Genomic DNA, 24,714 nt, shown 5'->3' on the forward strand with positions numbered 1-24,714 from the left:
GTGCCCGCAACGCAACAACAACTGGACGATGTACTGGAACACCTGGTCGCATTGACCGACCTGCCCGACGTCACTGCGCAACGCGATCGCCTTGCATGCCTGGTGCTGCTGCTGGCGGAGTCCCTCGATGACCCGCAGGCCGTGCATGCAGCCATCGCGGAGGTCCTGCGTCATGACACACAAGGCTTCGCGCTCGCCATCCCCTGATCCATTTCGAGGACCCGCCATGACACCCGCCATCCAGGCCCGCGGCCTGCATCACTTCGCCTGGCGTTGCCGAGACGCCGAAGAAACCCGGCATTTCTATGAAGACATCCTCGGCCTGCCGCTGGTGCATGTCGTCAAGGAGGAAGTCGTGCCGTCCACAGGGGAGCATTGCCCCTTCGTGCACTTGTTCTTCGAATTCGCCGACCACTCCCACATCGCCTTCTTCGACCTGGGCGACAACGCCGTCACCCGGCAGGACCCGCACACACCGGGCTGGGTCAATCACTTCGCGATGGAGCTGGACAGCGAAGCGGAGGTGACGCAGATGCGCGAAAGGCTGCTCGCGCACGGCGTGGCGGTGGTGGGCGTCACCGACCACCACTTCATCCGCTCCATCTACTTCTTCGACCCCAATGGTCTGCGTCTGGAGCTGACCGTGCGCCTGGATGCGGCACCCATCGCCGATTACGTCGAGCAAAAGCGCCGCATCGCGCACGAAGAACTCGCCGCGTGGACGCGCGACAAGGCCCGAGGCCTGCGCCCGGGACAAAGCGGCACCAGCAGCCGGGCGCGACACGACAACCCCACTTCCCATTGACGACGAATTCCACCCCAGCACCATGAACAACAAAGCCTTCGCCTCGCACGCCGATCTCGCCAAGAAAACGATCTCCTTCGAGCGCCTTTCCGACAACGCCTATGCCTACACCGCCGACGGAGATCCGAACTCGGGCGTGATCATTGGCGACGACAGCGTCATGGTGATCGACGCCACCGCCACGCCCGCCATGGCGCAAGGCCTGATCCAGGCCATCCGCGGCGTCACCGACAAGCCCATCCGCCATGTGGTGCTCACCCACTACCACGCGGTGCGCGTGCTGGGCGCTTCGGCCTACGCGGCGCACGGTGCGGTCAACATCTTCGCCAGCCGCGGCACCCTCGAACTGATCGCCGAACGTGGCCAGGCCGACATGGACTCGGAGATCGGGCGCTTCCCCCGTCTTTTCCAGTCGGCCGAGGACATTCCGGGGCTGACCTGGCCGACGATCGTCTTCGAGCGCGAGCTGACGCTGCACCTGGGCAGTCTCGAAGTGAAGCTGATGCACCTGGGCGCCGGGCATACGAAGGGCGATGCGGTGGCCTGGATCCCTTCGCAAGGCATCTGCTTTTCAGGCGATCTGGTCGAGTACAACGCCGGCGTCTACACGGGCGACGCCCATCTGGCGCAATGGCCCGCCACCCTGGACGCGCTCGAAGCGCTGCAACCCCGCCAGTTGGTGCCGGGCCGCGGCCCCGCATTGAAGACGCCCGAGGACAGCCGCGCCGGCATCGCGTACACGCGCCGCTGGGTGCAAACGCTCTACGGCTGCGCCCAGCAGGGCGTGCGCGAGGGGAAATCGCTGCGCGAGGTGTATGCAGCGACACGCCAGGCGATGGACCCGGAATTCGGCCACGTCTTCATCTACGAGCATTGCATTCCTTTCGACGTGTCGCGCGCCTACGACGAAGCGAGCGGCATCGAGGTGCCGCGCGTATGGACCGCGCAACGCGATCGGGACATGTGGAGCGCCCTCAACGACTGAACGCAGACGCCCATCATGAAACTTGCCACCCTCAAGAACGGCACGCGCGACGGACAGTTGGTCATCGTGAGCCGCGATCTGCAACGCATGACCGCGGCGCCCGCATCGGTGAACAGCATGCAGCAAGCGCTGGACCGCTGGCCTGAGTTTCGGGCCGACCTCCAGGCGCGTTACGAAGCGCTCAACGCGCACATTGACGCGGGAGAAGCCTTCGACGCATCCCGCTGCGCCGCCGCGCTGCCACGCGCCTATCAGTGGCTGGACGCCTCCGCCTACCTCAACCATGTCGAGATGACGCGCCGCGCGCGCGGCGGCGAAATGCCGCCGTCCTTCCTCACCGATCCCGTGATGTACCAGGGCGCCTCGGACGACTTCATCGGCCCGCGCGATGACATCGTGGCGGCCAGCGAGGAACTGGGGGTCGACCTCGAGGCGGAGGTGATCGTGGTGACCGGTGACGTTCCGCTGGGCGTCAACGCACAGGAGGCCTTGGGGCATATCCGGCTGCTGGGCCTGGTCAACGACGTTACCCTGCGCTCGCTGGTGGTGCCCGAACTGGCCAAGGGCTTCGGCTTCATCCAGTCCAAGCCGGCCTCCGCGCTGTCTCCGGTGCTCGTCACGCCCGACGAACTGGGCAGCCATTGGCGCGGCGGCAAGCTGCACCGCACGATGGAAGTCTGGCTCAACGACAGGCAGCTCGGACGTCCACAGGCCGGCGAGGAGATGCAGTTCCATTTCGGCGAACTGATTGCCCATGCGGCGCGCACGCGACGATTGATCGCCGGAACCGTCCTGGGCAGCGGCACCGTGTCTAACCGCGGCGACGAGGCGGGTGTGTGCTGCCTCGTCGAGGCACGCGTGCGCGAGCAGCTGCGCGAAGGCCGGATGCACACACCGTTCCTCAAGCACGGGGACCGTGTCCGCATCGAGATGCGCGATGACGGGGACGCCAGCATCTTCGGCGCGATCGATCAGGTCGTGCGTATCGAAGGGGCATCGCCGTGAGTTCCGCCTCCTCCGTGCGCCTGCACAGCTACTGGCGCAGCTCCGCCGCCTATCGCGTGCGAATCGCGCTGGGCCTCAAAGGCATCGCCTTCGAATCCGTCTGCTGGCACATGGCGAATGGCGAGCACCTGCAGCAGCGCTACCGCGATCTTGCGTCCTTCGGCCTGGTGCCCATGCTGGAGATCGATGGCCTGCGGCTGCAACAGTCGCTCGCCATCATCGAGTACCTCGAGGAGCGCAATCCCGCGCCCCCGCTTCTTCCAGGCGACCGGGCTCAACGCGCGCGAGCACGTGCACTGGCCCAGCTCGTGGCGTGCGAAATCCATCCCCTCAACAACCTGCGCGTCCTCAAGCGCCTGCGCGGTTCGCTGCGCGCGGACGATGCCCAGGTTGCCGACTGGTACCGGCATTGGTGCCACGAAGGCTTTCAGGCCCTCGAGTCCGCGCTGGAGTCTTTCGAGGCCGGCCCATTCGCGCTGGGCGCGCGACCCTCGATCGTCGAATGCTGCCTGATACCGCAGATCTACAACGCGAGGCGCTACGAGGTGCCGATGGCCGCCTACCCGCGCATCCTGGCCATCGCCGCAGCCTGCGAGAGCCTCGCGGCCTTCGATGCGGCGCGCCCCGAGCGCCAGCCCGACGCGCCGACGTCGTCGCCTTCCTGACTCGAACCCTCATAACGACAACCGGACGTCGCCCTGAAGGACGTTCACATTTCCTCGGAGACAACCGTGCCCCCTACCGCCTCTCTCCCGATCTCACAGGACCCGCCCGCGACGCGCGAGGACAAGAAAGTCCTGACCGCCACCCTCGTCGGCACCGCCATCGAGTGGTACGACTATTTCATCTACGCCCAGGCGGCGGGCCTGGTGCTCGGGCCGTTGTTCTTCGCACCCTTCGCACAGAACAATCCGGGTCTGTCGCTGTTGCTGGCGTTCGCCACCATCGGTGTGGCTTTCCTGTTTCGGCCGCTGGGCGCCATCATCTGCGGCCACCTGGGCGACCGCTTCGGACGCAAGGCCGTGCTGGCCGCCACGCTGATTCTCATGGGCGCGGCAACCACCCTGATCGGGGTGCTCCCCGGCTACGCCCAGATCGGGGTTTGGGCTCCGGTTCTGCTGATCCTGCTGCGCATCCTGCAGGGCTTTTCGGCCGGCGGCGAATGGGGCGGTGCCGCGTTGATGTCGGTGGAACACGCGCCGGCCGACAAGCGTTCGTTCTTCGGCGCCTTCCCCCAGATCGGCGTGCCGATCGGCATGATCGTCGCCACGGGTGTGCTCTGGGCTGTCACCTCGGTGCTTGGCAAGGAGCGGTTTCTCGAATGGGGATGGCGCCTTCCGTTTCTGTTCTCGATCGCGCTCGTGGTGGTCGGCGGACTGATCCGCCGTTCGGTGGAGGAGTCGCCCGTCTTCTTGCGCATGCACGAGCGGCGCCGCGAATCCGCTGCGCCGCTGGGTCAGCTCTTTCGCCATCACCGCAGGCAGGTGCTGCAGACGGCGTTGATCTTCGTGGGCAACAATGCCGCGGGCTACCTGCTCGTCGCCTTCTTTCTGAGCTACGGTCAGCGCGTGCTTCAGTTGCCGTCGCAGCAACTGTTGGCCGCCTGTACGGTGGCAGCTGTGGGATGGTTGGTCTCGACGTTGATCGGCGGGGTGCTCGGTGACCGGATCGGGCGCGTGCGAACCTTCCAGATCGGCTATGTGATGCTCGCCGTGTGGGCGATCCCCATGTGGTTCCTGATCGACACGGCGCAGATTGGCCTGTTCCTGGTGGCCTTGTTGGTCCTGTCCATCCCGCTCGGACTGACCTATGGACCACAGGCTGCGCTCTATGCGGAGATGTTCCCGGCCAAGGTCCGCTATTCGGGTGTGTCCGTGGGCTACGCGCTGGGCTCCATCCTGGGTGGTGCATTCGCGGCCACGATCGCTCAGTGGATCATCTCCACGTGGGGCCAGTCGTGGCTGGTCGGCGTCTACATCGCCTTGATGGCTGCCGTGTCCTTCGTCGCGGTGTCGAGCGTGCACGATCGTCCTGGCCTCGACCTCGATGACCAAGGCTGACCACGTCCGGCGCGAGATCGCGTCGCCGCTTTGAACGCTTCCTCACCATGACCACCACGATCCAGCAGGCCGACCTGATCGAATCGATCAGCGCCGCGCTGCAGTACATCAGCTACTACCACCCCGCCGACTACATCGCCCACCTGGCCAAGGCCTACGAGCGCGAGCAGAGTCCCGCCGCCAAGGACGCGATGGCGCAGATCCTCACCAACAGCAAGATGAGCGCGACCGGCCAGCGCCCGATCTGCCAGGACACCGGCATCGTCAACGTGTTCCTCAAGGTGGGCATGGACGTGCGCTGGGGCGGCTTCACCGGCAGCCTCGACGACGCGATCAACGAAGGCGTGCGCCGTGGCTACAACCACCCCGACAACACGCTGCGCGCCTCGGTCGTGGCCGATCCGCAGTTCGATCGCAAGAACACCAAGGACAACACGCCCGCGGTGATCTTCACCGAGATCGTGCCCGGCGACAAAGTCGAGGTGACGGTGGCCGCCAAGGGCGGCGGCAGCGAGAACAAGAGCAAGCTGGTGATGCTGAACCCCGGCGACAGCGTGGTCGACTGGGTGCTGAAGACCGTGCCCACCATGGGCGCCGGCTGGTGCCCGCCGGGCATGCTGGGCATCGGCATCGGCGGCACGGCCGAGAAGGCCGCGCTGCTGGCCAAGGAAAGCCTGATGGACGACCTCGACATGCACGAGCTGCAGGCCAAGGCCCAACTCGCCAAGGAGGGCAAGGAAGAGCTCACCAAGGTCGAGGCCCTGCGCCTCGAGCTGTTCGAGAAGGTCAACGCCCTGGGCATCGGCGCGCAGGGCCTGGGCGGCCTCGCGACCGTGCTCGACGTCAAGATCAAGATGTACCCGACCCACGCGGCCAGCAAGCCGGTGGCGATGATCCCGAACTGCGCGGCCACGCGCCATGCGCACTTCGTGATGGACGGCAGCGGTCCGGTCTACCTCGAGGCGCCCTCGCTCGACCTGTGGCCCAAGATCGACTGGGCACCCGACGAGAAGAAGAGCAAGCGTGTCGACCTCGACAAGCTCACGCCGGCCGAAGTGGCGAGCTGGAAGCCCGGCGACACGCTGCTGCTCAACGGCAAGATGCTCACCGGCCGCGACGCCGCGCACAAGCGCATCCAGGACATGCTGGCCAAGGGCGAGAAACTGCCGGTGGACTTCACCAACCGCGTCATCTACTACGTGGGCCCGGTCGATCCGGTGAAGGGCGAGGCCGTGGGCCCGGCCGGCCCGACCACCGCCACGCGCATGGACGGCTTCACCGAGATGATGCTGGCCCAGACCGGCCTGATCGCGATGATCGGCAAGGCCGAGCGCGGCCCGGTCGCGATCGAGGCGATCAAGAAGCACAAGAGCGCCTACCTGATGGCCGTGGGCGGCGCCGCCTACCTCGTGAGCAAGGCGATCAAGACCGCCAAGGTGGTGGGCTTCGAGGACCTGGGCATGGAAGCCATCTACGAATTCGACGTGGTCGACATGCCGGTGACGGTGGCGGTCGACGCCGGCGGCACCAGCGCGCACATCACCGGCCCGGCCGAGTGGCAGAAGCGCATCGCCAGCGGCGAATTCAAGACCATCACGCTGGAACCCGCTTGAGCCTCGCCGCGCGTCCGCAGCCGCCCGCTTCCGCTTCGCCCGTCGGCGTGTTCGACAGCGGCGTGGGCGGGCTGAGCGTGCTGGGTGCTCGCTGTCAAGGAGTGTCACAAAGTCATTGGCGGGAAACGTCGGGGCGCCCCAACATGTCCAGCCGCTCAACACCGTACGGCGCAAAGCGTTTCCAGGTGCAAGCAGATTGGGCCTCAACCCGGCGCAGCCATCATCGGGTCTGTTTCACCACAGGTTGAGGTCTGCCTAGCGCTCCAGATTCTCCCAGGTGGCCGATGTGAGTTTTCCTAGCAGCTGATGTGACATATCGTCGATGGTGTCGACGAAGGCGGCGCTCTAGCATCGCACCATGACGATGCCTACCGCAGTTTCGCAGCCGACTGAGGCGAAAAAGGCATCCAGCAGTCGCACCCGCGTGTTATGGGCGACCTGTGCTGCACATGCACTGCACGACGGCTACGGCGACATGATTTACGCGCTGCTGCCGATCTGGCAGGCGGAGTTCCAACTCGGCTATGCCTCGCTGGCGTTGGTGCGGGGCGTCTACACCGGAACGATGGCTATGCTCCAGCTCTCCGCAGGTCGTCTGGCGAGTTGGATCGGAGGCCGTGCCACGCTGGCGCTCGGGACGCTGCTCGCCGCGCTGGGTTATGCAGCGGCGGGCCTGTCGGGTGGCCTGCTTGGCTTGTGCGTCGCACTGGCCTTGTCGGGCAGCGGTTCAAGTACCCAGCATCCATTGGCTTCTGGTGCAGTGTCGCGCGCCTATGGCCGCAACGCCCGCGGCCCCCTCGGTATCTACAACTTTGCCGGAGATCTGGGCAAGGCCGCCCTGCCTGCGGCGATCTCGCTGCTGGCCACCATGATGCCGTGGCGTCATGCACTGTGGGCCATGTCCATGCTCGGTGGATTGATCGCTGCAGGTCTGGCACTTTGGCTTCCGTCAACACCTCGCGACCCGGCGATCGAAGACGTTGACGGCGCCGATGAAAAGAATCCGTCAGCCACCGGCTTCCGGCTCCTTCTGGCGATCGGTGTGCTGGACAGCGGCGTGCGCATGGGGCTGCTGACCTTCTTGCCGTTCCTGCTCAAAGGCAAGGGCATATCGACGTCGATGCTGGGCACAGCTCTGGCGATGGTCTTCATCGGCGGGGCCGCCGGGAAGTTCATTTGCGGCTGGCTCGGCCAGCGCATGGGCGTCATCGGCACCGTGCTCACAACCGAATGCGGGACTGCGGTGTGCATCCTATCCGTGATGCTGTGTCCCCTGATTCCCGCGCTGGCCTTGCTGCCGTTGCTGGGCGCGCTCATGAACGGAACTTCGTCCGTACTGTACGGCACAGTACCCGAACTGGCCCCCGGGGGAAATGATGAACGTGCCTTTGCGCTCTTCTACACAGGCACCATCGGCTCGAGCGCGATTTCACCGGTGTTGTACGGTCTCCTGGGGGATCGGGTCGGCATCCAGTGGGCTACATGCGCGACGGCACTGACTGCCATCACCGTGGTCCCATTGGCACTGGCGTTGCGCGCGCGTTTGACGCTCACCCAGCAAACGATCTGACGGCAGCCACTCGACGACGAGCAGGACCATCCTGCCTTCTTCTCACTCTCTGGAACTTCACCCCATGGAAAATGCTTCTCAGGCACCCGTCATCTTGATCACAGGCGGCAGCCGCGGCGTCGGTGCGGCCACAGCGCGTCTCGCAGCCGCGCAAGGCTATGACGTGGTGATCAGCTATCTCTCAGACGAATCGGCTGCCGATACCGTCATCGCGGACGTACGAGCCGCGGGCCGGCAGGGGTTGGCGGTGCGAGCTGATAGCGCAGATCCCGCGCAAGTCGCTCGTTTGTTCGCGGAGCTCGACCGGACATTCGGACGCCTCGATGTGCTCGTGAACAACGCCGCCATCTTGCAAAAGCAATGTCGACTGGAAGATCTCGACTTCGAGCGGATGCACCGCATCTTTGCGGTCAACGCCATCGGCCCGATCCTTTGCGCACAGCAAGCGATCAAGCGCATGTCAAGCCGCCACGACGCGCGAGGGGGATCGGTGATCAATGTCTCGTCGGCAGCCGCGCGACTTGGCAGCCCCAACGAATATGTCGACTACGCCGCATCGAAGGGCGCGCTCGAAACCTTCACGACCGGGTTCGCCAAGGAGGTCGCTCGCGAGGGCATCCGCGTCAACTGCGTTCGCCCGGGTCATATCTACACGCAGATGCATGCCAGTGGCGGCGAGCCCGGCAGAGTGGATCGTGTCAAGGACTCGATCCCGATGGGTCGAGGCGGCCAGCCCGAAGAAGTGGCGCGAGCGATCCTGTGGCTGGCCAGCGCCGAAGCCTCCTTCGTCACCGGCACCTTCCTCGACGTGACGGGCGGCAAGTAGCGGCTGTTCAACGCAGCGTGCCGCTTTCGAAGGCACGCAACGCGAAGCGCAACGCTCCCGCCACCACGCTGGCGACAACACGCGGCGGCCCGGGAACCGCGTCATCCACCAGCAGAAAGTCTGCCCGCTGCCCAGTCTCCAAGCGCCCCCGGTCCGTCAACCCCACCGCCGTGGCGGCATGGCGCGAGACCATGCTCCACGCCTCGGAGAACGAAAGCACCTCTCGACGTGCAAGGTCGAATGCAGCGAGCAAAGGCGACGGATAGTAGTAGTCGGACGCCAGCACATCGCACAGGCCCTTGCGGACCATGTCCTCAGCTCCTGGCGCCCCCACGTGACTGCCACCGCGCAACACGTTGGGCGCACCGAACACGATGAGGTCACCCGACGCCCTCGCCTCTTTCGCCGCACCCTCGCTCAGAGGAAACTCGGCCACATTGCAGCCCCAGAGGCTTAGCTGCCGCCGCTGCGTCGCATCCGTATCGTCATGCGACGCGACACTCAGTCCGGCTCGCCTGGCCTGTGCCACGAGCTGTGCCAACCCCGGCGCTTCGGGCACTGCCTGACTGGCCGCCTCTACGCGCTGAACAAAGGTCTGCACATCGCATTCCGCGCGCTCCGCGTACCGGGCGAGATGCAAGGGATCGTCCAGCTTGGCCGCCAGCTGCGGCCAATGGTCATTGATGGACAGGAAGTGAACATGGCCAGCTTCGATCCATCGACTTGCGGCAGCCCACCCCTCCACGAATCTGGCTTCCAGTCGCAAGTGAAATCGGTGGTCGGCGCCCCATCGAACGCCGCGCTCCTGCAAGGCGTGAATCATTTGCTCGGCAACGGCCAAGCTGCGCAGCCCGCCTTCCCACGAAATGGTCACGCCGTGATAGGCCGTGGTGATGCCGTTGGCCAACAGCTGGGCGTCGACATCCGTGAGCGCCGTCACATGCGGCACTTGAACTCCTCCCCGGGGCCTGAGTGCCCGCTCGAAGGCATCGCCATGGATGTCAACGATGCCAGGCAGGACGAGCAGGTCGCCGGCATCCAGGAACGCATCGGACGACGCGGCCCTGCGCAGCAGCGTTTCGTCCACGGCGAAGGAGGCCGGCGCCAAGCCTTCAGGCGTGAGCACGCGCGCCCCTCGAATGCCAGCCAGCGGAGGATCGGTAGGAGTCGCGCGCAACATGCGGCGATGCTACCCGAGCTCCGCAAGCGAGGCGGGACAGCACCAAGCGCATCACGTCGTCGTGCGGGGAGTCAGTGACCAGGGATCATCCAGTGAAGATGGTTTTGTTGCAGCCATACCAACACACCCAGCAGAAGGGTCAGGAAGATGCTGTGCTTGAACGTGCGCGCGACGATGGCCCCCTCTTTGCCATGCATCCCCGTGGTTGCAACGCCGCACGCGATGCTCTGCGGGGAGATCATCTTGCCGAAGACGCCCCCGGTCGAGTTCGTGGCTGCCATCAGCGTGGGGCTGAGCCCCAGCTGGTTCGCTGCCACCACCTGCATATTGCCGAACAGGGCATTGCCAGAGGTATCGCTGCCGGTAAGGAAGACCGCGATCCACCCAAGAAAGGCAGACACGAAGGGGAACCATGGACCCACCGCCACGATGCCCAGGCCGAGGCTGTACGTCATCCCGGAATAGTTCATGAGGTAGGCCAGGCCGATGATCATGGCGACAGTGGCCACGGGCACCGCTGTTTGCCGCAAGGTGTCCTTCGCGGCGCCGAAGAAGTCCTTGACTGACAAGCGCATGACAAGAGCCGAGACCAGCGCAGCAACCAGCACCGCCGTACCGGTCGTCAGCGGCTGGAAGCTCCAAATCGCCGGGTAAGCCTTCTGGTACACCGTGATGTACACCGCCTTGTCGAGCCCGGGCCAGGGGATAGAGACTTCCCCGATCTTTCCGAGATTCGCGACGGTCCATCCCACGGCAATCACTGCGACGATCAGCCATGGATACCAACTTTGCCGACCTGTCACGCTCGTTCGGGCAATGCTCGCCCGGTCGATGTTGACATGGTAGTGAGCATCGGGTGCCGGCTTCCAGTACCGCAGAAAGGTCATCGTCACCACGATCGCCACAATCGCCGCCAGCACATCACAGATCGCATAGCTCAAGAAGTTGGCGGCAAGGAATTGGGTGATCGCGAAGCTTCCCCCCGCCACGAGCGCCAGCGGCCAAACGGCGCGCAAGCCTTTCACGCCGCTGTAGATCGTCAGCACATAGAAGGGCAGCAGGAAAGCGAAAAAGGGGAGCTGGCGCCCTGCCATCTGACCCAGCTCCGCGGCAGGCAGCCCGGTGACGGCAGCCAGAACCGTGATCGGCAGGCCCATGGCGCCGAACGCGACCGGAACCGTATCGAAGATCAGCATGAATACCAGCGCATCGAGCACCGGAAAGCCGAGCGTGACGAGCAAAGCGGACGTGATGGCAATGGGCGTACCAGTCCCCGCCACGGCCTCCAAGAGCGAGCCGAAGAGAAAACCCACCACCAGGAGCACAACCTGACAAAGGAAAGTCAAGTCCAGCAACCAAATGACAGTGCTGTGACTAGATTGTCCCTGCTCACTGTCACACACGTGGCTGAAGGGGAAGATCACATCATCATCTGGCACACACACATCATGCTTCTGGACCGCCGGCACACTGCAATCTGAGAGGGCCAGAGACACATGGTGCCAGAAGTACAAACATGAGAACAAGCTGTCAGATCTGCACGTGCAGGTCAGATCCACCAGGCCAGCGAGACTGCTCATTGAAGAATGCCGGGCACTGAGGACAGGAAGCACAACGCACCAGAAAAGCGGCCACGGAGAAGGGGAAGAGGAAGAAGACTGGGGGGAGGCATCAGGTCAATGACAGCAAGACGGACTCACGGAGGCTCAGCAGCTTGCTTTGCCTACCTGAGCAGCCGTGCGGCTTCAGAAGGCAGAGCCCTTTGAGGAGACACCAAACAAAAATGAATTGGGTGCCTCTCGACGGGGCACCCTGACAAAGCCACATCCGAGGAGAAGCCATGGAGCCTGAGGGCTGGCGCGGGCACAGCCAGCAACTGCCTCTCCTCCGGGGGAGATGCCCTGCAGCCTGGGCAAGAATGGACAGGGGGAAATCGGGGTTTCGCGGCGTTGAAGGATCGACTGCATGAAAATAGCAGCTTGCCCCATCTTTTAATCGATGGACTGATCCATCGTGCTTGGAATGGCAAGAATCAGAAAGTCAGCGTACCATTTTTCTTGGTAAGGTCGTTTCACCGAACAAAGGTGATCCGCCGGTCCGAAACTGGTGCCCCTCTTCATGCTTTTTTTGCCACGAAATGACGATCGATGTTCCGCCTCTTCCGGTCGCAGTGGAAGGCCGCATGACGGTTCGTCGGTGCCTTCGACGGGCGTCCAGATAAGGTCTGTAGGTAGTTCGTCAGGACGTTTTCGTTGGCGTCCTCGAGCCGGCCGCCGAATAACATCAAACGTACCGACGATCTTCACGGTATTCAAAGTCAGTGCTCGCCCTTTTCCCGGAAAGGAAACGAAAGATGTTAGTTTTCGGTCGTTCCGAATGACCCGACGGTTGAGACAGTTCGTATTTTTCGAACGCGCCTGGACCCGTCCCAAGTCGAGAACGGTGGTTGGGAACGGTCAACCGTAAGACGATGATCCACGAGTGGGGACATATTCATCCGTGGTAAGCCAAATCTTTGGTTCTCCCGTTCCTTGAAAAAGGTCAGCCAGCAGCTTCACGGTGAAAGTGGGGAATAAGATGATAACGAAGGCCTCGTTGATTGTCATCACGAAGAGAAGAAGTCGATCATTAACGGCCGACATGTTGATCATCGCAGGTCTTCCGATGGACAGGGGGCAGTTTCAGGCGTCAGCTTCCGCCGGTTCGACCATACCACCTGTTGAGCACGGTAGAGCTTGCAGCTGCTGGTGTGAAGCAGCACATGCTGCTTCAGGTCACTGGGCTGCTGGATCGGTGAACGCAGCAACAACTCCGGCGCCGCGACGGCGATCCGTTGCTCGTCAAGGAATCGCCCAGAACGAAAGCCATGATGACTTTCCGGGCCGCCGGTCAGGAACACTTCGAAGTCGTTGACGCGAGGCGGCATGGCATCGGCCGCGATCGACAGCCGGATCTCGACATCGGGATACCTTCTCTGAAAATCCGGCAACCTGGGTATCAGCCAACGCATCGTGAACGTCGGCAAGGACTGCACGCGGATGATGCGGGTCGTCTGCGGCCGCCGGATCTGGTCAGCCACGGAGGCCAGGCTGTTCAGCATGGCATTGACCTCGGTGTGAAAGCGCATGCCATCGGCCGTGAGCTGCAGCCCGCGCGGTAGCCGCAGGAACAAAGCGGTGCCCAGCCATTGTTCGAGCACCTGAATCTGCCGGCTGATCGCGCCATGCGTCACGCACAGCTCATCGCCAGCCTTCGTGAAGCTGAGGTGGCGCGCGGCGGCGTCGAAGGCCTTGATCGAATTCAGCGGAGGTAGGGCTCGCATGGCATGCATCAGAACTGAGGAGGACGATCAAAAAGCATACATCCGTTAGTCTGCATAAAAACTCACCCGGCATGTGAGCAATGGTCGATTGATCGTGAAGCCCCCGAAACCCAGAATCGCGGCCTCCTTCACTGCGCCTCTCACAGGCCCGACGCCCTCCGTCGTGTCACCTCGATGATCCACTTGCTGAACCTTCTCGCTGCGATCGCTCTGCTCGTGTGGGGCACGGGAATCGTGCGCACCGGCGTCATTCAACTCTTTGGTGCCAACCTGCGCGATGTTCTCTCGCGCAGCCTGAGAAATCGCTTTCTGGCGATGTTCGCGGGCGTGACGGTGACAGGCATCGTCCAGTCGAGCACGGCCACGGCGGTACTCGTCTCATCGTTCGTCGGCAGCGGCCTGGTCGGCCTGCCCGCTGGATTGGCCGTGATGCTCGGCGCGGAGGTCGGCACCAGCCTGATGGCGGTGGTGTTCTCCTTCGACCTGTCCTGGCTTTCACCGCTGCTCGTGCTCGCGGGGGTCGTGCTCGTCACCGGCTCAGACAAGCGACCGCGCGCCCGCGTGGGCCATGTGCTGATTGGCTTCGGGCTGATCACGCTCGGGCTGCAACTGATCGTCAGTGCGACCCAGCCCCTGCTCGCCTCTGCAACGTTCCGCAGCTTGGTGCTCGCGCTGCCCGACGATGTGCTTCTGGAGATCGCCGTCGGCGCCCTGCTGACGATGGCGACCTATTCAAGTCTCGCCTTTGTGCTCCTGACCGCGACATTGACGGCTTCGGGCGTCCTGCCGATGCCAATGGCAATGTGCCTCGTGTTAGGCGCGAACATCGGTAGCGGAATTCTGGCGCTGCTCACCAGCTCGGGACCACGTGCGATCCGCATGCGGCTCCCGCTCGGCAGCCTGCTGTTCAAGCTGCTCGGATGCGCCCTGGCAGTGGTCATGCTCCCCCAGATTGAACATCTGCTGCAACAGAACTTCTCGAGCTTGCATACCCAGGTGATTGCCTTTCACCTGGGGTTCAACCTCACGCGGGCCGTGCTTCTGATCGGACTGACGGGACCGATGGCGAAGGTTGTCGAAACGCTGCTGCCCACCCCTGCCGCGCCGCTCGGCGAGATTCGCCCGCAACATCTCGATCCTGCCGCCTTGGCGACCCCTTCCCTTGCGATCAGCTGTGCGGCTCGCGAGGCCCTGCGCCAAGCGGATCTGGTTGAAGCCATGCTCACCGGCATTCTTCCGGTGCTTCGCAACGCCGACCTCACGCTGGCCGAGCAGTTGCGCAAGATGGACGACCGCGTCGACGAAATCTGCTCGTCGATCAAGTTCTACCTCACACAGATCCCTCGCGATGCGTTGCCGGAGAAAGAAGGACGCCGCTGGTCGAACATTGTCTCGTTCACCATCCACATGGAACAGGTTGGCGACCTCGTCGAGCATGTGATCCAAGACCTCGAGGACAAGCAGATCCGCAAGGCCAGCCGCTTCTCGGATGCCGGGATGGGAGAAATCGCGGATCTGCACTCGCGATTGATCGCCAACCTGAGACTGGCGATGAGCGTTTTCCTGGACGGCCAGGTGCACGATGCGAAAGCACTGCTTGAGGAGAAGGCTCGGTTCCGCGAGCTGGAACACGCGTATGCGGCCAACCATCTTGCACGTCTCCAGATGCAGACGAGCCAAAGCATCGAAACGAGCTCACTGCACCTCGATCTCATCAGCGATCTCAAGCGCATCAACTCCCTCATCTGCTCCATCGCGTATCCGATCCTCGAGACAGCCGGCGCGTTGACAAAGACACGGCTGCGTCATTCGAGCGCAGTGCCGGCGACCTCCGCACAGGAACCCGCCGCCTGACCGGCACTCCCGGCCATCTTCAACGTCGCACTCTATGACCACCCCCAATTCATCGCCTACCTGCGTCGTCGGGCAAAGCAGCAGCACCTTTCTCGACGACCTGCTCGCGACCGCGCGTCAGAGCGGCCGGCGGAAGATCGCCATGGTGTTTCCCTGCGACACAGCCGCGCTTGAGACAGGCTCTCGGCTGGCCGAAGAAAACATCGCCGACGTGAGCTTGTTCGGCCCGCGCGATCGTCTGCTTGAGCTCGGGGCGCGCGAAGGCATCGATCTGCAGCGATTTGAATTGATCGACACCGGCGCCGGCGCTGCGTCGGCTGCTCAGAAAGCTTGCAAGCTTGCAGCCGCAGGAAGCCTCGACATGTTGATGAAGGGCTCACTCCATACCGACGAACTGATGCGCGCGGTGGTCGCGCGCAACGACGGGCTGCGCACGCAGCGGCGCATTTCTCATGCCTTTGTGCTTCAAGTGCCGGGCCGCCCATCGCCGCTGATCATCTCCGACTGCGTCGTGAACGTGGCACCGACGTTGGGCGAGAAGGTGGAAATTCTTGAACATGCCATTTATTTGGCAAGAGCGCTCGGCATCGTCCGGCCAAGAGCTGCCGTCATCTCCTTCACCGAATCGGTCTTACAGGGTGCCCCGAGCACGCTCGATGCCGCAGCCATTGCGAAGATGGCGCAACGCGGTCAGATCTTCGATGCGGCTGTGGATGGTCCGCTTGCCTTCGACAACGCGGTGTCCACGGCATCTGCGACCGCCAAGGGCATCGACTCATCCGTCGCCGGCAGAGCAGACATTCTGCTGATGCCGAACCTCGAAGCTGGCAATGCCCTCTACAAGTCCCTCGTTTACATGGCTGGCGCGTCGTGTGCCGGTGTCGTGCTGGGAACGAAAAGGCCTGTAGTCCTCACCAGCCGCACGGACAGTCTCGAATCCAAGGTGTACTCGGCGGCGCTGGCAAGCGTGCTGCTGCGAGACGAATGCACACCCTGATGAGCTGGGCGCCCATGCTCGTGAGGCAACACCCGCTTTGACAAAGACGGTCAGACCATGAAGCAAATCCTTGTGTACGGGGACAGCATAAGTTGGGGCATGGTCCCCGGCACCCGCGAACGTTACGCCTTCGACCAACGGTGGCCGGGTGTTCTGGAAGCCGCACTTCACAGCGCCGGTTTGCGGGAGATTCGCATCGTGGAGAACTGCCTTCCCGGCCGAAAAACAATCTGGGACGATCCATTTCGTCCGGGCCGAAATGGCGCGTCAGGTCTCGGCGAGGTGATCGAGATGTGCTCGCCACTGGAGTTGGTGATCATTCAATTGGGAACCAACGACTTCCAGGCCCCGTTCGGCATCAAGGCCTGGGCAGCCGCCTCCGGCGTCGGAAAGCTGGTTGAGACCGTACGCCAAGCCCCGGTGGAGCCCGGCATGCCCCGGCCTCGCATCCTGGTCGTCGCGCCGCCGGAGATCATTCAGCCAAAGGGCGGCAACGAGAAGAAGTTTGAAGGTGCGGTCGAGCGAAGCAAAGGGTTCGCCGCGGCGTTGGCGGAGATGGCGGCGACGAAATCTGTTCACTTCTTCGACCTGAACCCCATCACGGGCCGCAGCGAAATCGACGGAATCCATCTTGGTGCCGACCAACATGACGTCGTCGGAAAGGCGGCCGCGTCGGTCGTGCGTGAGCTGATCGTTCAAGCAAAGGACATATCTGGCTCCGCGTGCGCGAGATGAGGAGTTGCCCTTGCCAGCCAGTCCGTGCGGCGCTACAACTTTCCTGAAAGCATGAGTCGCAGTCGGATGCGAATCGAACCACCGCAACGGCAAGGCTCAGCTCGACCTTGCAAGCCGATCCTTCAAAAGGACTCGCCCATCACCGCGTGATGCGGTCAAAAGAGGGGGTGTGGAAGTCCAGAGCGCCGAAACACGAGCATTCAAGAGCCGGCGAAACGAGGACAGCCTAGAGAGAGTTCGATCGCGCAGCTCTTGACATTTCCCTGCAGCTTCGGCGTTCGCATACGAAGGTCGCGGGTCACGGGCGACACGGGATGTCGCACAGCCCTCACGGCTGCCCTCGCCGCATCACAAATCACGAGCAACAAGGGCAGGCGCAGCATGAAATTCATGTCGACGGGCGCCGTGCAAGATCGGCAGCTCATCTCGCATGTGGCGGTCTCGCCTTCGGCACCACTGCGCGAGGGGTACCACAGACCCGAGTATCTTCGTCAGCTCAGACGAAAGAAGATGGGCCGGGCCCTGGCGTGTTCGGAACGTGGGCCCCCTCTTGCAGTAAAGTCGGAGTTCCTCAACACGGAACCCGCAAGGCAGGCACACAATGGCCACACCGGATGAGGCAACAGAAAACGCGTCAGCGGCCAGCGTTCTTGGAACGGAGATCGCGCTGACCGCCGCTCTACGCGCTCTGATCAAGGCGCATCCGCATCCAACCCTTCTCGCTGACGAGTTCGTGCAGCAGCGACAGTTTTCGCAAGCACAACTCGAAGCGAGCTCGCTCCATGAGAAAGCACTACAACGGTTCGAGTTGACTTGGGCGCTGATACTTCATAAGGACCCGGCGCAGGAAGTACGTCTCGTCTCGGAGCTGTAGAGCAAGCGGGCATCTGGTGACCCGTCCTCAGGCTTTCCGCTCAGCGGAGGGACGGCTGACGCCTCTCATGGAAGAATCGCATGCGACCGCAGCGGGAGCGAAATCGCTCGGCCGCACCAAGAGCCCTGGACGGAGCAAAGTCTCGTCCAGCGGTTGCAGCCATTCCTCAGGTGTGCGTTGGCTCAGACGCTTTTTCATCGGACAACCGCTGCACCCTGTCGATTTTTGCGTTTGGCGTCGGCATGGAGCTTACTGGCCTGCAGCGAACATGACTGCCGGCACCTTCCTTCGCGATCCCCAACGGGATGGGCTTACGCCTCTACCTTCGCCATAAGAGCCCGCCGTGGCGGATCGATCATGCAGCGATCGCTTGTAACCCAAAATTCCGCAACTTGCCGTAGAGAATAGCCTGATCGTGACTTCTCCTTGCCGCCACCATGGGCGTCCTGCGATGAGCCGCATCGATGCGCTGTCACACTGTGCATAAAGTCGGTGTAGCTACGCTCCGGCGCACAGCGACTGCGTGCGCACGTAGTCCGCGCACTGGGAGGCGGAAACGCCCACCACGGCCACTTGTTCGCCAATACGCCTGCGCATCAACATTCCTATGCACGACGGCTTCAGCGTGTAGTGCGCGGCGAAGGTCTCTCGACCATCGATTTCCGGGAGAGATATTCAGCCGGGTAACTTTGCCGCGAGCACGTCAACTCTCTGAATGGACGGCGGTTCGGAAAACAGCTCACCTGCCTGTGCCATCAAAGCCGCCGCAACCTTGCCAGAAAGATGGGCTTGGCGGCCTGCTTCGTCCGGAAAGGCGTCGAAGATTCCGAAGGTTGTTGGCCCCAGGCGAATGCCAAACCAAGCGGTAGTGGCAGGCTCTTGCATGACGAGGGGAAGACCGCTCAGAAGAAAATCTTCGACGTCTTTCTCCTTCCCGGGCTTCGCTTCCAGGCGAACGAATAACGCGACTGTGACCATAAGAGGCTTTCTTTCGTTAAACGCGACTGGTGTGGGCGCGTTGGGCAGAGCAGTCTGCGCCATTTGATTGACCATGTCGCGAACAACCTTTCTTCCATGTCAGCTTCACGGCATCGAGAGCCGGAGCTGACACCCACTGGGGTCGCATAAAGTGATGATTCACGCGGACAGCCGATGCGTCGTTACTAGCGGGGCTGATGGGGACGTGCGCAGGTCAAGCGCCTTATCGTCGAGCTAATCGATAGCCATGCGTAAGCCCTCCAGCGCGAGCCGCCTTACCCCCTAGACAGGTTCTGGCAATGGCCTCATCTTCTGGAAGGCTACCCCTCCCGACGACCTCGGCAGGGCAGGACACGGGATTCGCCCCAGGTTGATGGAGCGTACCAGGCCAATGCGCTGAGCGGGCTTGCAAAGCCGCGGGGCGCCGTCCGACGTATCCAGCGCGCACCGACCCGTACTTTGCACCAAACTTCCGGACCCGCCCCTATGCAGCACCTCTCTCCGCGGCTGGTCAAGCCGACCGTACTGCTTGTTGCAGCCTTATGCGCGACGCTATTCGTCGCCAGCTGTGCTGTCTCACCGAATGTCAAGATCCGGCCGGTGCCGCAGGTCGACCTGCACCGCTTCGTTGGCGACTGGTATGTCATCGGCAACATCCCTACGCGTCCCGAGCGCAACGCATTCAACGCGGTCGAGTCGTATACGCTGCAGCCCGACGGCAGAATCGCCACTCGGTTCCGCTATCGTGAAGGCGCCTTTGACGGCGAGCTCAAGACGATGAACCCGATTGCCACTGTAGTGCCCGGGACCAACAATGCGGTTTGGGGCATGCAGTTCGTCTGGCCGATCAAGGCCGAATACGTGATCGTCGACATCGACAGCGATTACCAGCTGACCATCATAGGTCGCAGCGACCGCGACTACGCTTGGATCATGGCGCGCACGCCGCAAATCTCCGAGACGTCCTACCAGAATGCGGTGGCGCGTCTGAAGGAACTCGGCTATTCGGTGGACAGCCTCCGCCGTGTGCCGCAGCGCTGGCCGGAGACGCCTTCAGCGGTTGCGCGGCCGTAGCGCCTCAGGAGTTCCCTGCCAGCAACAATCTCAGCTCGCGCCACGAAGCCAAAACTGCACTCACCGACTGGACTTGCCAGCTCGACGAATGGGCAGCTTCAGCCAACGGCCGATGTTTAGCCCGTGGATTTCAGAGTCATCTAATCGTCCAGTCGATGCGACCACCTTCATCCAGTCAAAGCGCCCGAAGGAGGATCGACAAATCGCGTCGTCCAATCCTACCGACAACGTGGCACCGATGGACGCTGCTCACTGGTCTTGGCTTCGCGCTTCAATCTTGTAGCTGACCCATCCCCAATAGTCGTCTACGGTTTCTCTGCGCCGTACGGCTTCTTGCCAATGCGGCCGAGTGAATACAGGATGCTGATTGACCGGCAGAGCATACTTGTCACGCAAGGCTTCCGGACTGAGAGGCTCATCGTCGGCCCGGATATCCGTGACAACTTGGAGATCGTCGACTCCGTCACGGACATAGGGCCAGCTCAACTCAAACATGACACAGTCGCGACCGGCCGACTTTGCTTTCCATAGCGAGTCATCTGCTTTTTTCAAAGAAACTGACTGATTCCGGTATTCGGTCAATGGAGCAACCCCAACCGAGACGGTGACACGCAAACGCTGCGCTCCGATCCTAAAATGGCCTTGAGAGAACGCGCGACGCAATTCCTCGCAAACCGCTAGCACCTTGGCAACCTCCATGCCGCGAAACACCATTCCGAACTCCTCTCCACCAAGTCTGGCAACACAGATGTCGTCACCTTGATGAACCTGGAGCATTTTTGCGGCTTCGACCAATACGACATCTCCTGCATCATGCCCATAGCGATCGTTGACGGCCTTGAAGAAGTCAAGGTCGAATATTGCGACAGCCGCTTGCGCACCTTCAACGACTGCTTGCTGAGCACGTTCAAGCTGTACTCCAAATCGTCTTCTATTGGCCAAACCTGTCAGCGAATCCGTTTCCGACAGCTCGACCAACTGGCGATTTAGCGCCGAAAGCTCTGAGTGCGCCTGCTGCAGCGCTCTCTTCCGAGAAATCACGTCGGTCACATCAGTCCAGATGCTGACCAGTTCATCTTCCCACCATTGTTCTTGGATACGATAGAAGCGACCTGACCGCGCCTGAAGTGTCACCGGGTGATGCAGCGGCCCTTCAACTTCGCTCAGGCACAACTTTTCGAACTCAGCGTCGCGCTCGAATATCTCGTGAAACTTCTTCCAGTAGCTCGCTTGGGTAACTCTTCGTTCAATTGCTGGAACACCCCGAATTAGACTGAGAAAGTGTTCCGAGAAAAATCTCGTATTCACGTAGCGCAGACTTCCATCGGCATCATGGACCGTGATGCCCACGTTCACCGCCGCAATAAGTCGATGCAAAAGTTCGCTGTCCGTGCCGGGTGCGATTTGGGTACTGATGTCTCTCCATAACTTGAAGCGCCCACCTTCCGGCAGCAAGAACATGCGAAGCTCGAGCCATCGGCCGTCGGCCCGCTGATACTGGATCGGTCCCTGTTCGTTCAGGTGCCTCGACATACCATTTTCCGTCGCCTCAACCATCTGCTCCGGCGTCGACGCCGGATGCTGTAGCCGCAGAAACGCCTTCAACGTTTCCTCGAACGTCGTTCCCACCCGGATCCAGGAAGCGACTTCCGGAAAGAACTCCGTATAGAGAGCGTTCCAACCGGTGATGCGATTCTGAGCGTCGTAACAGCACACGGCGCATCCGCCATGAACCAACAACGCCTGCAGCAGTGCATCAGGAGGGGCTTGAAGAGACGACATTGAGGGATTCCAAGCAGAGGGCCGCCAGGGCCGCGACGCCAAATCTTCCCAGATTCCCAGCGACACTCAACCTCGGCGCAACGGCGTTTCAAGCAGCTTCGGCCTGGCGACACCCGGCCGGTTTTCATGTCAGGGCGCGGCACGCGTCCAGCGCACCGCCACAAAGGCGCGGCTGCCGCGCCGTTGATGGTGCGCGCACAAGCGCAAACGACGGCCACCGGAAGTTCGAGCGCGGTCAGCCTCTCCGGAAAATGGCTTGCGCAGCTCGGTTGTTACAATTTCCGCCTGCCGTCATGGCTCACTTGTGATCCAAGTAGGCTTAAGGGGCGTATATGAGGCATGAGCGCCGTTCAAGAAGTCGTAGTGCCCGAACCCGACACGGGCGTGTCCAAGCTGCCTTGGCTGTCTGTCGTAACCAAGGTGCAACGACGAGGTACCGTGCCAACCAGCGAACAACTCAATGAGTGGGTGGAGGCGGTAGCGGCGACCAATAGCCGACAGGCGTTTGCCGCTCTCTTTAAGCATTTTGCCCCTAGGGTCAAGGCTTACATGATGCTCTGTGGCTCTTCGGAGACGTCCGCCGAGGAGTTGGCGCAGGAAACGATGGTGAGCCTTTGGCGAAAGGCCAAGCTCTTCGACCCGAAGCGAGCGGCATTGTCCACATGGATCTTCGCGATCGCAAGGAATCTTCGGGTGGATTCATTACGGCGCGACAGCGTCCCCTTGGTGCCAGACGAAGAGGATCTGGCGACGCAGTTGGTTGACCCTGGTCCGGCCCTGGAAGAAGGTGTGTGGACTGGAGAGAATGCAGTACGCATTCGACTGGCTATGTCGCAGCTTTCTCCAGAGCAGAAGCATCTGCTGAGCCTGTCATTTTTCAAAGATCACCCCCATCCAGAGATCGCGCAAGAGCTTGGGCTTCCGTTAGGCACTGTGAAGTCGCGCATTCGAAGGGCGCTTGCGCGCCTGCGCGAGTTGCTTGAAGGAATGCAACAATGATCCGCCATCATCCCGCTGACGACCTCTTGCTTTCACTCGCCGCGGGAACGCTCTCCATCGGCGCAACGCTCGTAGTGCGCACTCACATCGAGACCTGCGCTCAATGCCAGGAGCGCCTTGGACTCTTCGAAGCAGTCGGCGGGGTCATAGTTGAGGACCTGCCGCCTGCATCTCTTTCGGCGCAAGCACTGGCACGAACACTCGCGGCGATTGATCAGCCAGCGTCGGTTCACAAGACGCCATCTTCGCGCACCTTCGAACGAGGTGAGCGGCCCTCGCTGCCTGCCGGCATGGCGTGGCCTCGCGCCCTAGAGGCCTGCACCTCAACCCCCTGGAGATTTCTCGCTCCTGGCATGCGATGGAGCAGACTTCGCCTTCCTTCACATCCGGATGCAAAGCTATTCCTGTTGCGCATCGGCTCGGGCCGCAGCTTACCTTTTCATACCCACAATGGCACCGAGCTAACCCAGGTGCTTCACGGCGCTTTTGCAGACGGACGTGAGGTATTTGGCACCGGTGACTTTGATGCCGCAGATCACAGCATCCATCATTGTCCAACCGTCGCACCCGGGACCGACTGCATCTGCTTCGCCGCAGTCGAAGGCAAGATGCGATTTGATAGTCCGATTGCACGCGCAATGGCCAGCCTGATCGGGATGTAAGTTTCGGCAATAGTGGGAGGGCAAATGGATTTCAAATTTTTGCTTTCTCCTTTGCATTGATTTCCCAAAGTACAAACGACCTCTTGTTCTGGCGACAGCCTCGACAGCTTGAAGCAAGCCAGCGCAGTAGATCACGGGGGAGATTTTCCGACGCCCCCATCAGTGACCGGTGCGGTGCGTGTCTATCTCGCATACTCGCCTCCTCATCGTCTCGTGCGAGAGGGATCTCCAGGCTTCAGCGGCCGACATCACATCGGCCTCTAGCGATCCATCGCGCGACGGCTTCACCTGGCAGGGCACGAGTTTTGCTCTGGCAATGCGTAGGTTAATAACCGCGCGCATGGCGGATGAACTAGATGCCCAAGCTTTTGCGAATCAAAACGCTGGTGAAAACTCGATCTTCGCTGACAGAAGCAGCACCCTGCAAAGGCTACAACCAGGGCTGATTCCCGCGCGCCCAACTTTCAAATCCACTCTCCACTGAGAAAGAACTATGCGACTTCACGCCACATGCAAGATGAGAGTGCAAGCAAGTAGTGACTGCCCTGTCGTCGCGATGCTTCGCCCCCGCAGTGGCGATGCGCAGTGGATGGTCAGTGAGCGCTACGAACTTCAGCCGTGGGTGACAACCACGGAATACGTCGACGTGTTTGGCAACCTGTGTCAGCGCCTCACCGTGCCAAAAGGCGAGATGCGCATCGAGGTTGAGATGATCATGGAAGCCGAGGCTGCGATCGCCGTCGCGCCCGATGCAGAAGCAGTAGCGGTCCGCGACCTGCCCTCGGACACGCTGCAATACTTGCTTCAAAGCCGCTACTGCCCTTCTGACAAGATGGAGGACCGTGCGCTCCAGATCGTCGGGGACACCAAATCGGGCTATGCCCAAGTCGAAGTCATTCGACGCTGGATCCACGAACACCTTGAGTACAGGTATGGCGTGAGCGATGGATCCACGGATGCGCTCGACACCCTTTCTGATGGCGCAGGCGTGTGTCGTGACTTCTCACACGTGGCTATCGGCATGTGCCGTGCCCTGCGCATCCCCGCCCGCATGGTGGTCGGTTACTTGTACCAACTCGAGCCCATGGACATGCACGCCTGGTTCGAGGCTTTCGTCGGCGGGCGGTGGTATACCTTCGACGCGACGCAGGCAGAACCGCAAGGCGGTCGAATCGTCTTGGCCTATGGGCGCGATGCGGCTGATGTTGCGTTCCTCTCGAACTATGGGCCGCTTGAAGTCACCGAGATGGCAATCTCAGTCGACGAACTGAAAGCAAATACTTCTACCGCGGCGTTGTCGAGCTAGCAACAGCGCGCTTTTCTTACCAAGGTGTGCAACACATGCTGAAGCAGCCGACACTTCGCAGACCAGTTGTTATGCAGGCCGGAGGTT

22 protein-coding genes are annotated in these 24,714 nt (G+C 62.0%); 17 read left to right on the forward strand and 5 right to left on the reverse strand.

Annotated features, from left to right (window positions below):
* The 9 genes from ACEN9J_RS37635 (at position 1) to ACEN9J_RS37675 (ending at position 8,864) form a co-directional block, all read left to right on the forward strand.
* Positions 1-207: a DUF2783 domain-containing protein gene (locus ACEN9J_RS37635; protein WP_413764933.1), complete on the forward strand. Its 207-nt coding sequence runs from the start codon at positions 1-3 to the stop codon at positions 205-207.
* A 19-nt stretch (positions 208-226) separates the two neighbouring features.
* The gene (locus ACEN9J_RS37640; protein WP_413764934.1) at positions 227-805 is read left to right on the forward strand and encodes a VOC family protein; all 579 of its coding nucleotides are present in this window, start codon (positions 227-229) and stop codon (positions 803-805) included.
* 22 nt (positions 806-827) lie between these two features.
* Entirely contained in the window at positions 828-1,790 is a 963-nt protein-coding gene (locus ACEN9J_RS37645) for an MBL fold metallo-hydrolase (protein ID WP_413764935.1), read from the forward strand.
* Between the two features lie 15 nt (positions 1,791-1,805).
* Positions 1,806-2,795: a fumarylacetoacetate hydrolase family protein gene (locus ACEN9J_RS37650; protein WP_413764936.1), complete on the forward strand. Its 990-nt coding sequence runs from the start codon at positions 1,806-1,808 to the stop codon at positions 2,793-2,795.
* A complete protein-coding gene (maiA, locus tag ACEN9J_RS37655) occupies positions 2,792-3,460 on the forward strand; it encodes a maleylacetoacetate isomerase (RefSeq protein ID WP_413764937.1) in 669 nt (222 codons plus the stop codon). Before ACEN9J_RS37650 ends, maiA begins: the two co-directional genes overlap by 4 nt.
* A 66-nt stretch (positions 3,461-3,526) precedes the next feature.
* A complete protein-coding gene (locus ACEN9J_RS37660; protein ID WP_261212706.1) occupies positions 3,527-4,855 on the forward strand; it encodes an MFS transporter in 1,329 nt (442 codons plus the stop codon).
* Positions 4,856-4,902: 47 nt separating this feature from the next.
* The gene (locus ACEN9J_RS37665) at positions 4,903-6,468 is read left to right on the forward strand and encodes a fumarate hydratase (protein ID WP_203201291.1); all 1,566 of its coding nucleotides are present in this window, start codon (positions 4,903-4,905) and stop codon (positions 6,466-6,468) included.
* 364 nt (positions 6,469-6,832) lie between these two features.
* A complete protein-coding gene (locus ACEN9J_RS37670) occupies positions 6,833-8,038 on the forward strand; it encodes an MFS transporter (RefSeq protein WP_284454568.1) in 1,206 nt (401 codons plus the stop codon).
* 64 nt (positions 8,039-8,102) lie between these two features.
* Complete coding sequence (locus ACEN9J_RS37675; RefSeq protein ID WP_284454563.1) at positions 8,103-8,864, forward strand: glucose 1-dehydrogenase; 762 nt, start codon at positions 8,103-8,105, stop codon at positions 8,862-8,864.
* A gap of 7 nt (positions 8,865-8,871) precedes the next feature.
* Here the strand turns inward: ACEN9J_RS37675 and ACEN9J_RS37680 are convergent, their stop codons facing one another.
* From ACEN9J_RS37680 to ACEN9J_RS37690, 3 genes are all read right to left on the reverse strand, one after another.
* Positions 8,872-10,044: an alpha-D-ribose 1-methylphosphonate 5-triphosphate diphosphatase gene (locus ACEN9J_RS37680; RefSeq protein WP_413764938.1), complete on the reverse strand. Its 1,173-nt coding sequence runs from the start codon at positions 10,042-10,044 to the stop codon at positions 8,872-8,874.
* Positions 10,045-10,115: 71 nt separating this feature from the next.
* Entirely contained in the window at positions 10,116-11,624 is a 1,509-nt protein-coding gene (locus ACEN9J_RS37685; protein ID WP_413764939.1) for an L-lactate permease, read from the reverse strand.
* Between the two features lie 1,067 nt (positions 11,625-12,691).
* Entirely contained in the window at positions 12,692-13,366 is a 675-nt protein-coding gene (locus tag ACEN9J_RS37690) for a LysR family transcriptional regulator (protein ID WP_413764940.1), read from the reverse strand.
* A 174-nt stretch (positions 13,367-13,540) separates the two neighbouring features.
* On the opposite strand from ACEN9J_RS37690, the gene ACEN9J_RS37695 reads away from it, so the two are divergent.
* From ACEN9J_RS37695 to ACEN9J_RS37710, 4 genes are all read left to right on the forward strand, one after another.
* On the forward strand, positions 13,541-15,220 hold the full coding sequence (locus ACEN9J_RS37695) for a Na/Pi cotransporter family protein (RefSeq protein ID WP_284454567.1): 1,680 nt from the start codon (positions 13,541-13,543) through the stop codon (positions 15,218-15,220).
* Between the two features lie 34 nt (positions 15,221-15,254).
* On the forward strand, positions 15,255-16,217 hold the full coding sequence (locus ACEN9J_RS37700; RefSeq protein ID WP_261217549.1) for a bifunctional enoyl-CoA hydratase/phosphate acetyltransferase: 963 nt from the start codon (positions 15,255-15,257) through the stop codon (positions 16,215-16,217).
* A 57-nt stretch (positions 16,218-16,274) separates the two neighbouring features.
* Positions 16,275-16,952, forward strand: a complete 678-nt coding sequence (locus ACEN9J_RS37705; RefSeq protein WP_296724100.1) for an SGNH/GDSL hydrolase family protein — start codon at positions 16,275-16,277, stop codon at positions 16,950-16,952.
* 601 nt (positions 16,953-17,553) lie between these two features.
* Complete coding sequence (locus ACEN9J_RS37710; RefSeq protein ID WP_296724095.1) at positions 17,554-17,826, forward strand: hypothetical protein; 273 nt, start codon at positions 17,554-17,556, stop codon at positions 17,824-17,826.
* Positions 17,827-18,501: 675 nt separating this feature from the next.
* On the opposite strand, the gene ACEN9J_RS37715 is transcribed toward ACEN9J_RS37710, so the two are convergent.
* Positions 18,502-18,804, reverse strand: coding sequence for a putative quinol monooxygenase (locus ACEN9J_RS37715; RefSeq protein ID WP_057598578.1), 303 nt, complete (start codon positions 18,802-18,804; stop codon positions 18,502-18,504).
* 486 nt (positions 18,805-19,290) lie between these two features.
* On the opposite strand from ACEN9J_RS37715, the gene ACEN9J_RS37720 reads away from it, so the two are divergent.
* Entirely contained in the window at positions 19,291-19,878 is a 588-nt protein-coding gene (locus ACEN9J_RS37720; RefSeq protein WP_413764941.1) for a lipocalin family protein, read from the forward strand.
* Positions 19,879-20,127: 249 nt separating this feature from the next.
* Here the strand turns inward: ACEN9J_RS37720 and ACEN9J_RS37725 are convergent, their stop codons facing one another.
* Positions 20,128-21,660: a diguanylate cyclase gene (locus ACEN9J_RS37725; protein ID WP_413764942.1), complete on the reverse strand. Its 1,533-nt coding sequence runs from the start codon at positions 21,658-21,660 to the stop codon at positions 20,128-20,130.
* Positions 21,661-21,999: 339 nt separating this feature from the next.
* Here ACEN9J_RS37725 and ACEN9J_RS37730 point away from each other — a divergent pair, with 339 nt between their 5' ends.
* The 3 genes from ACEN9J_RS37730 to ACEN9J_RS37740 all read left to right on the forward strand — a co-directional run bounded on the left by ACEN9J_RS37730 (position 22,000) and on the right by ACEN9J_RS37740 (position 24,627).
* Positions 22,000-22,659: a sigma-70 family RNA polymerase sigma factor gene (locus tag ACEN9J_RS37730; RefSeq protein ID WP_082322164.1), complete on the forward strand. Its 660-nt coding sequence runs from the start codon at positions 22,000-22,002 to the stop codon at positions 22,657-22,659.
* Positions 22,656-23,321 carry a ChrR family anti-sigma-E factor gene (locus ACEN9J_RS37735; RefSeq protein WP_082322163.1) on the forward strand — a complete coding sequence of 222 codons (666 nt, stop codon included), beginning with the start codon at positions 22,656-22,658 and terminating at the stop codon, positions 23,319-23,321. Before ACEN9J_RS37730 ends, ACEN9J_RS37735 begins: the two co-directional genes overlap by 4 nt.
* A gap of 517 nt (positions 23,322-23,838) precedes the next feature.
* Positions 23,839-24,627 (forward strand): transglutaminase family protein, encoded by a 789-nt coding sequence (locus ACEN9J_RS37740; protein WP_261217560.1) that lies wholly within the window; start codon positions 23,839-23,841, stop codon positions 24,625-24,627.
* Positions 24,628-24,714 lie beyond the last annotated feature (87 nt).

The sequence above is a fragment of the Variovorax sp. Varisp41 genome (assembly GCF_047325085.1).
Taxonomy (GTDB): domain Bacteria; phylum Pseudomonadota; class Gammaproteobacteria; order Burkholderiales; family Burkholderiaceae_C; genus Variovorax.

Coding starts and splice junctions, on each gene's coding strand:
- ACEN9J_RS37640 (WP_413764934.1), top strand. CDS start 227: ATGACACCCGCCATCCAGGCCCGCGGCCTGCATCACTTCGCCTGGCGT.
- ACEN9J_RS37645 (WP_413764935.1), top strand. CDS start 828: ATGAACAACAAAGCCTTCGCCTCGCACGCCGATCTCGCCAAGAAAACG.
- ACEN9J_RS37650 (WP_413764936.1), top strand. CDS start 1,806: ATGAAACTTGCCACCCTCAAGAACGGCACGCGCGACGGACAGTTGGTC.
- ACEN9J_RS37665 (WP_203201291.1), top strand. CDS start 4,903: ATGACCACCACGATCCAGCAGGCCGACCTGATCGAATCGATCAGCGCC.
- ACEN9J_RS37670 (WP_284454568.1), top strand. CDS start 6,833: ATGCCTACCGCAGTTTCGCAGCCGACTGAGGCGAAAAAGGCATCCAGC.
- ACEN9J_RS37675 (WP_284454563.1), top strand. CDS start 8,103: ATGGAAAATGCTTCTCAGGCACCCGTCATCTTGATCACAGGCGGCAGC.
- ACEN9J_RS37680 (WP_413764938.1), bottom strand. CDS start 10,044: ATGTTGCGCGCGACTCCTACCGATCCTCCGCTGGCTGGCATTCGAGGG.
- ACEN9J_RS37685 (WP_413764939.1), bottom strand. CDS start 11,624: ATGAGCAGTCTCGCTGGCCTGGTGGATCTGACCTGCACGTGCAGATCT.
- ACEN9J_RS37690 (WP_413764940.1), bottom strand. CDS start 13,366: ATGCGAGCCCTACCTCCGCTGAATTCGATCAAGGCCTTCGACGCCGCC.
- ACEN9J_RS37695 (WP_284454567.1), top strand. CDS start 13,541: ATGATCCACTTGCTGAACCTTCTCGCTGCGATCGCTCTGCTCGTGTGG.
- ACEN9J_RS37700 (WP_261217549.1), top strand. CDS start 15,255: ATGACCACCCCCAATTCATCGCCTACCTGCGTCGTCGGGCAAAGCAGC.
- ACEN9J_RS37705 (WP_296724100.1), top strand. CDS start 16,275: ATGAAGCAAATCCTTGTGTACGGGGACAGCATAAGTTGGGGCATGGTC.
- ACEN9J_RS37710 (WP_296724095.1), top strand. CDS start 17,554: ATGGCCACACCGGATGAGGCAACAGAAAACGCGTCAGCGGCCAGCGTT.
- ACEN9J_RS37715 (WP_057598578.1), bottom strand. CDS start 18,804: ATGGTCACAGTCGCGTTATTCGTTCGCCTGGAAGCGAAGCCCGGGAAG.
- ACEN9J_RS37720 (WP_413764941.1), top strand. CDS start 19,291: ATGCAGCACCTCTCTCCGCGGCTGGTCAAGCCGACCGTACTGCTTGTT.
- ACEN9J_RS37725 (WP_413764942.1), bottom strand. CDS start 21,660: ATGTCGTCTCTTCAAGCCCCTCCTGATGCACTGCTGCAGGCGTTGTTG.
- ACEN9J_RS37730 (WP_082322164.1), top strand. CDS start 22,000: ATGAGCGCCGTTCAAGAAGTCGTAGTGCCCGAACCCGACACGGGCGTG.
- ACEN9J_RS37735 (WP_082322163.1), top strand. CDS start 22,656: ATGATCCGCCATCATCCCGCTGACGACCTCTTGCTTTCACTCGCCGCG.
- ACEN9J_RS37740 (WP_261217560.1), top strand. CDS start 23,839: ATGAGAGTGCAAGCAAGTAGTGACTGCCCTGTCGTCGCGATGCTTCGC.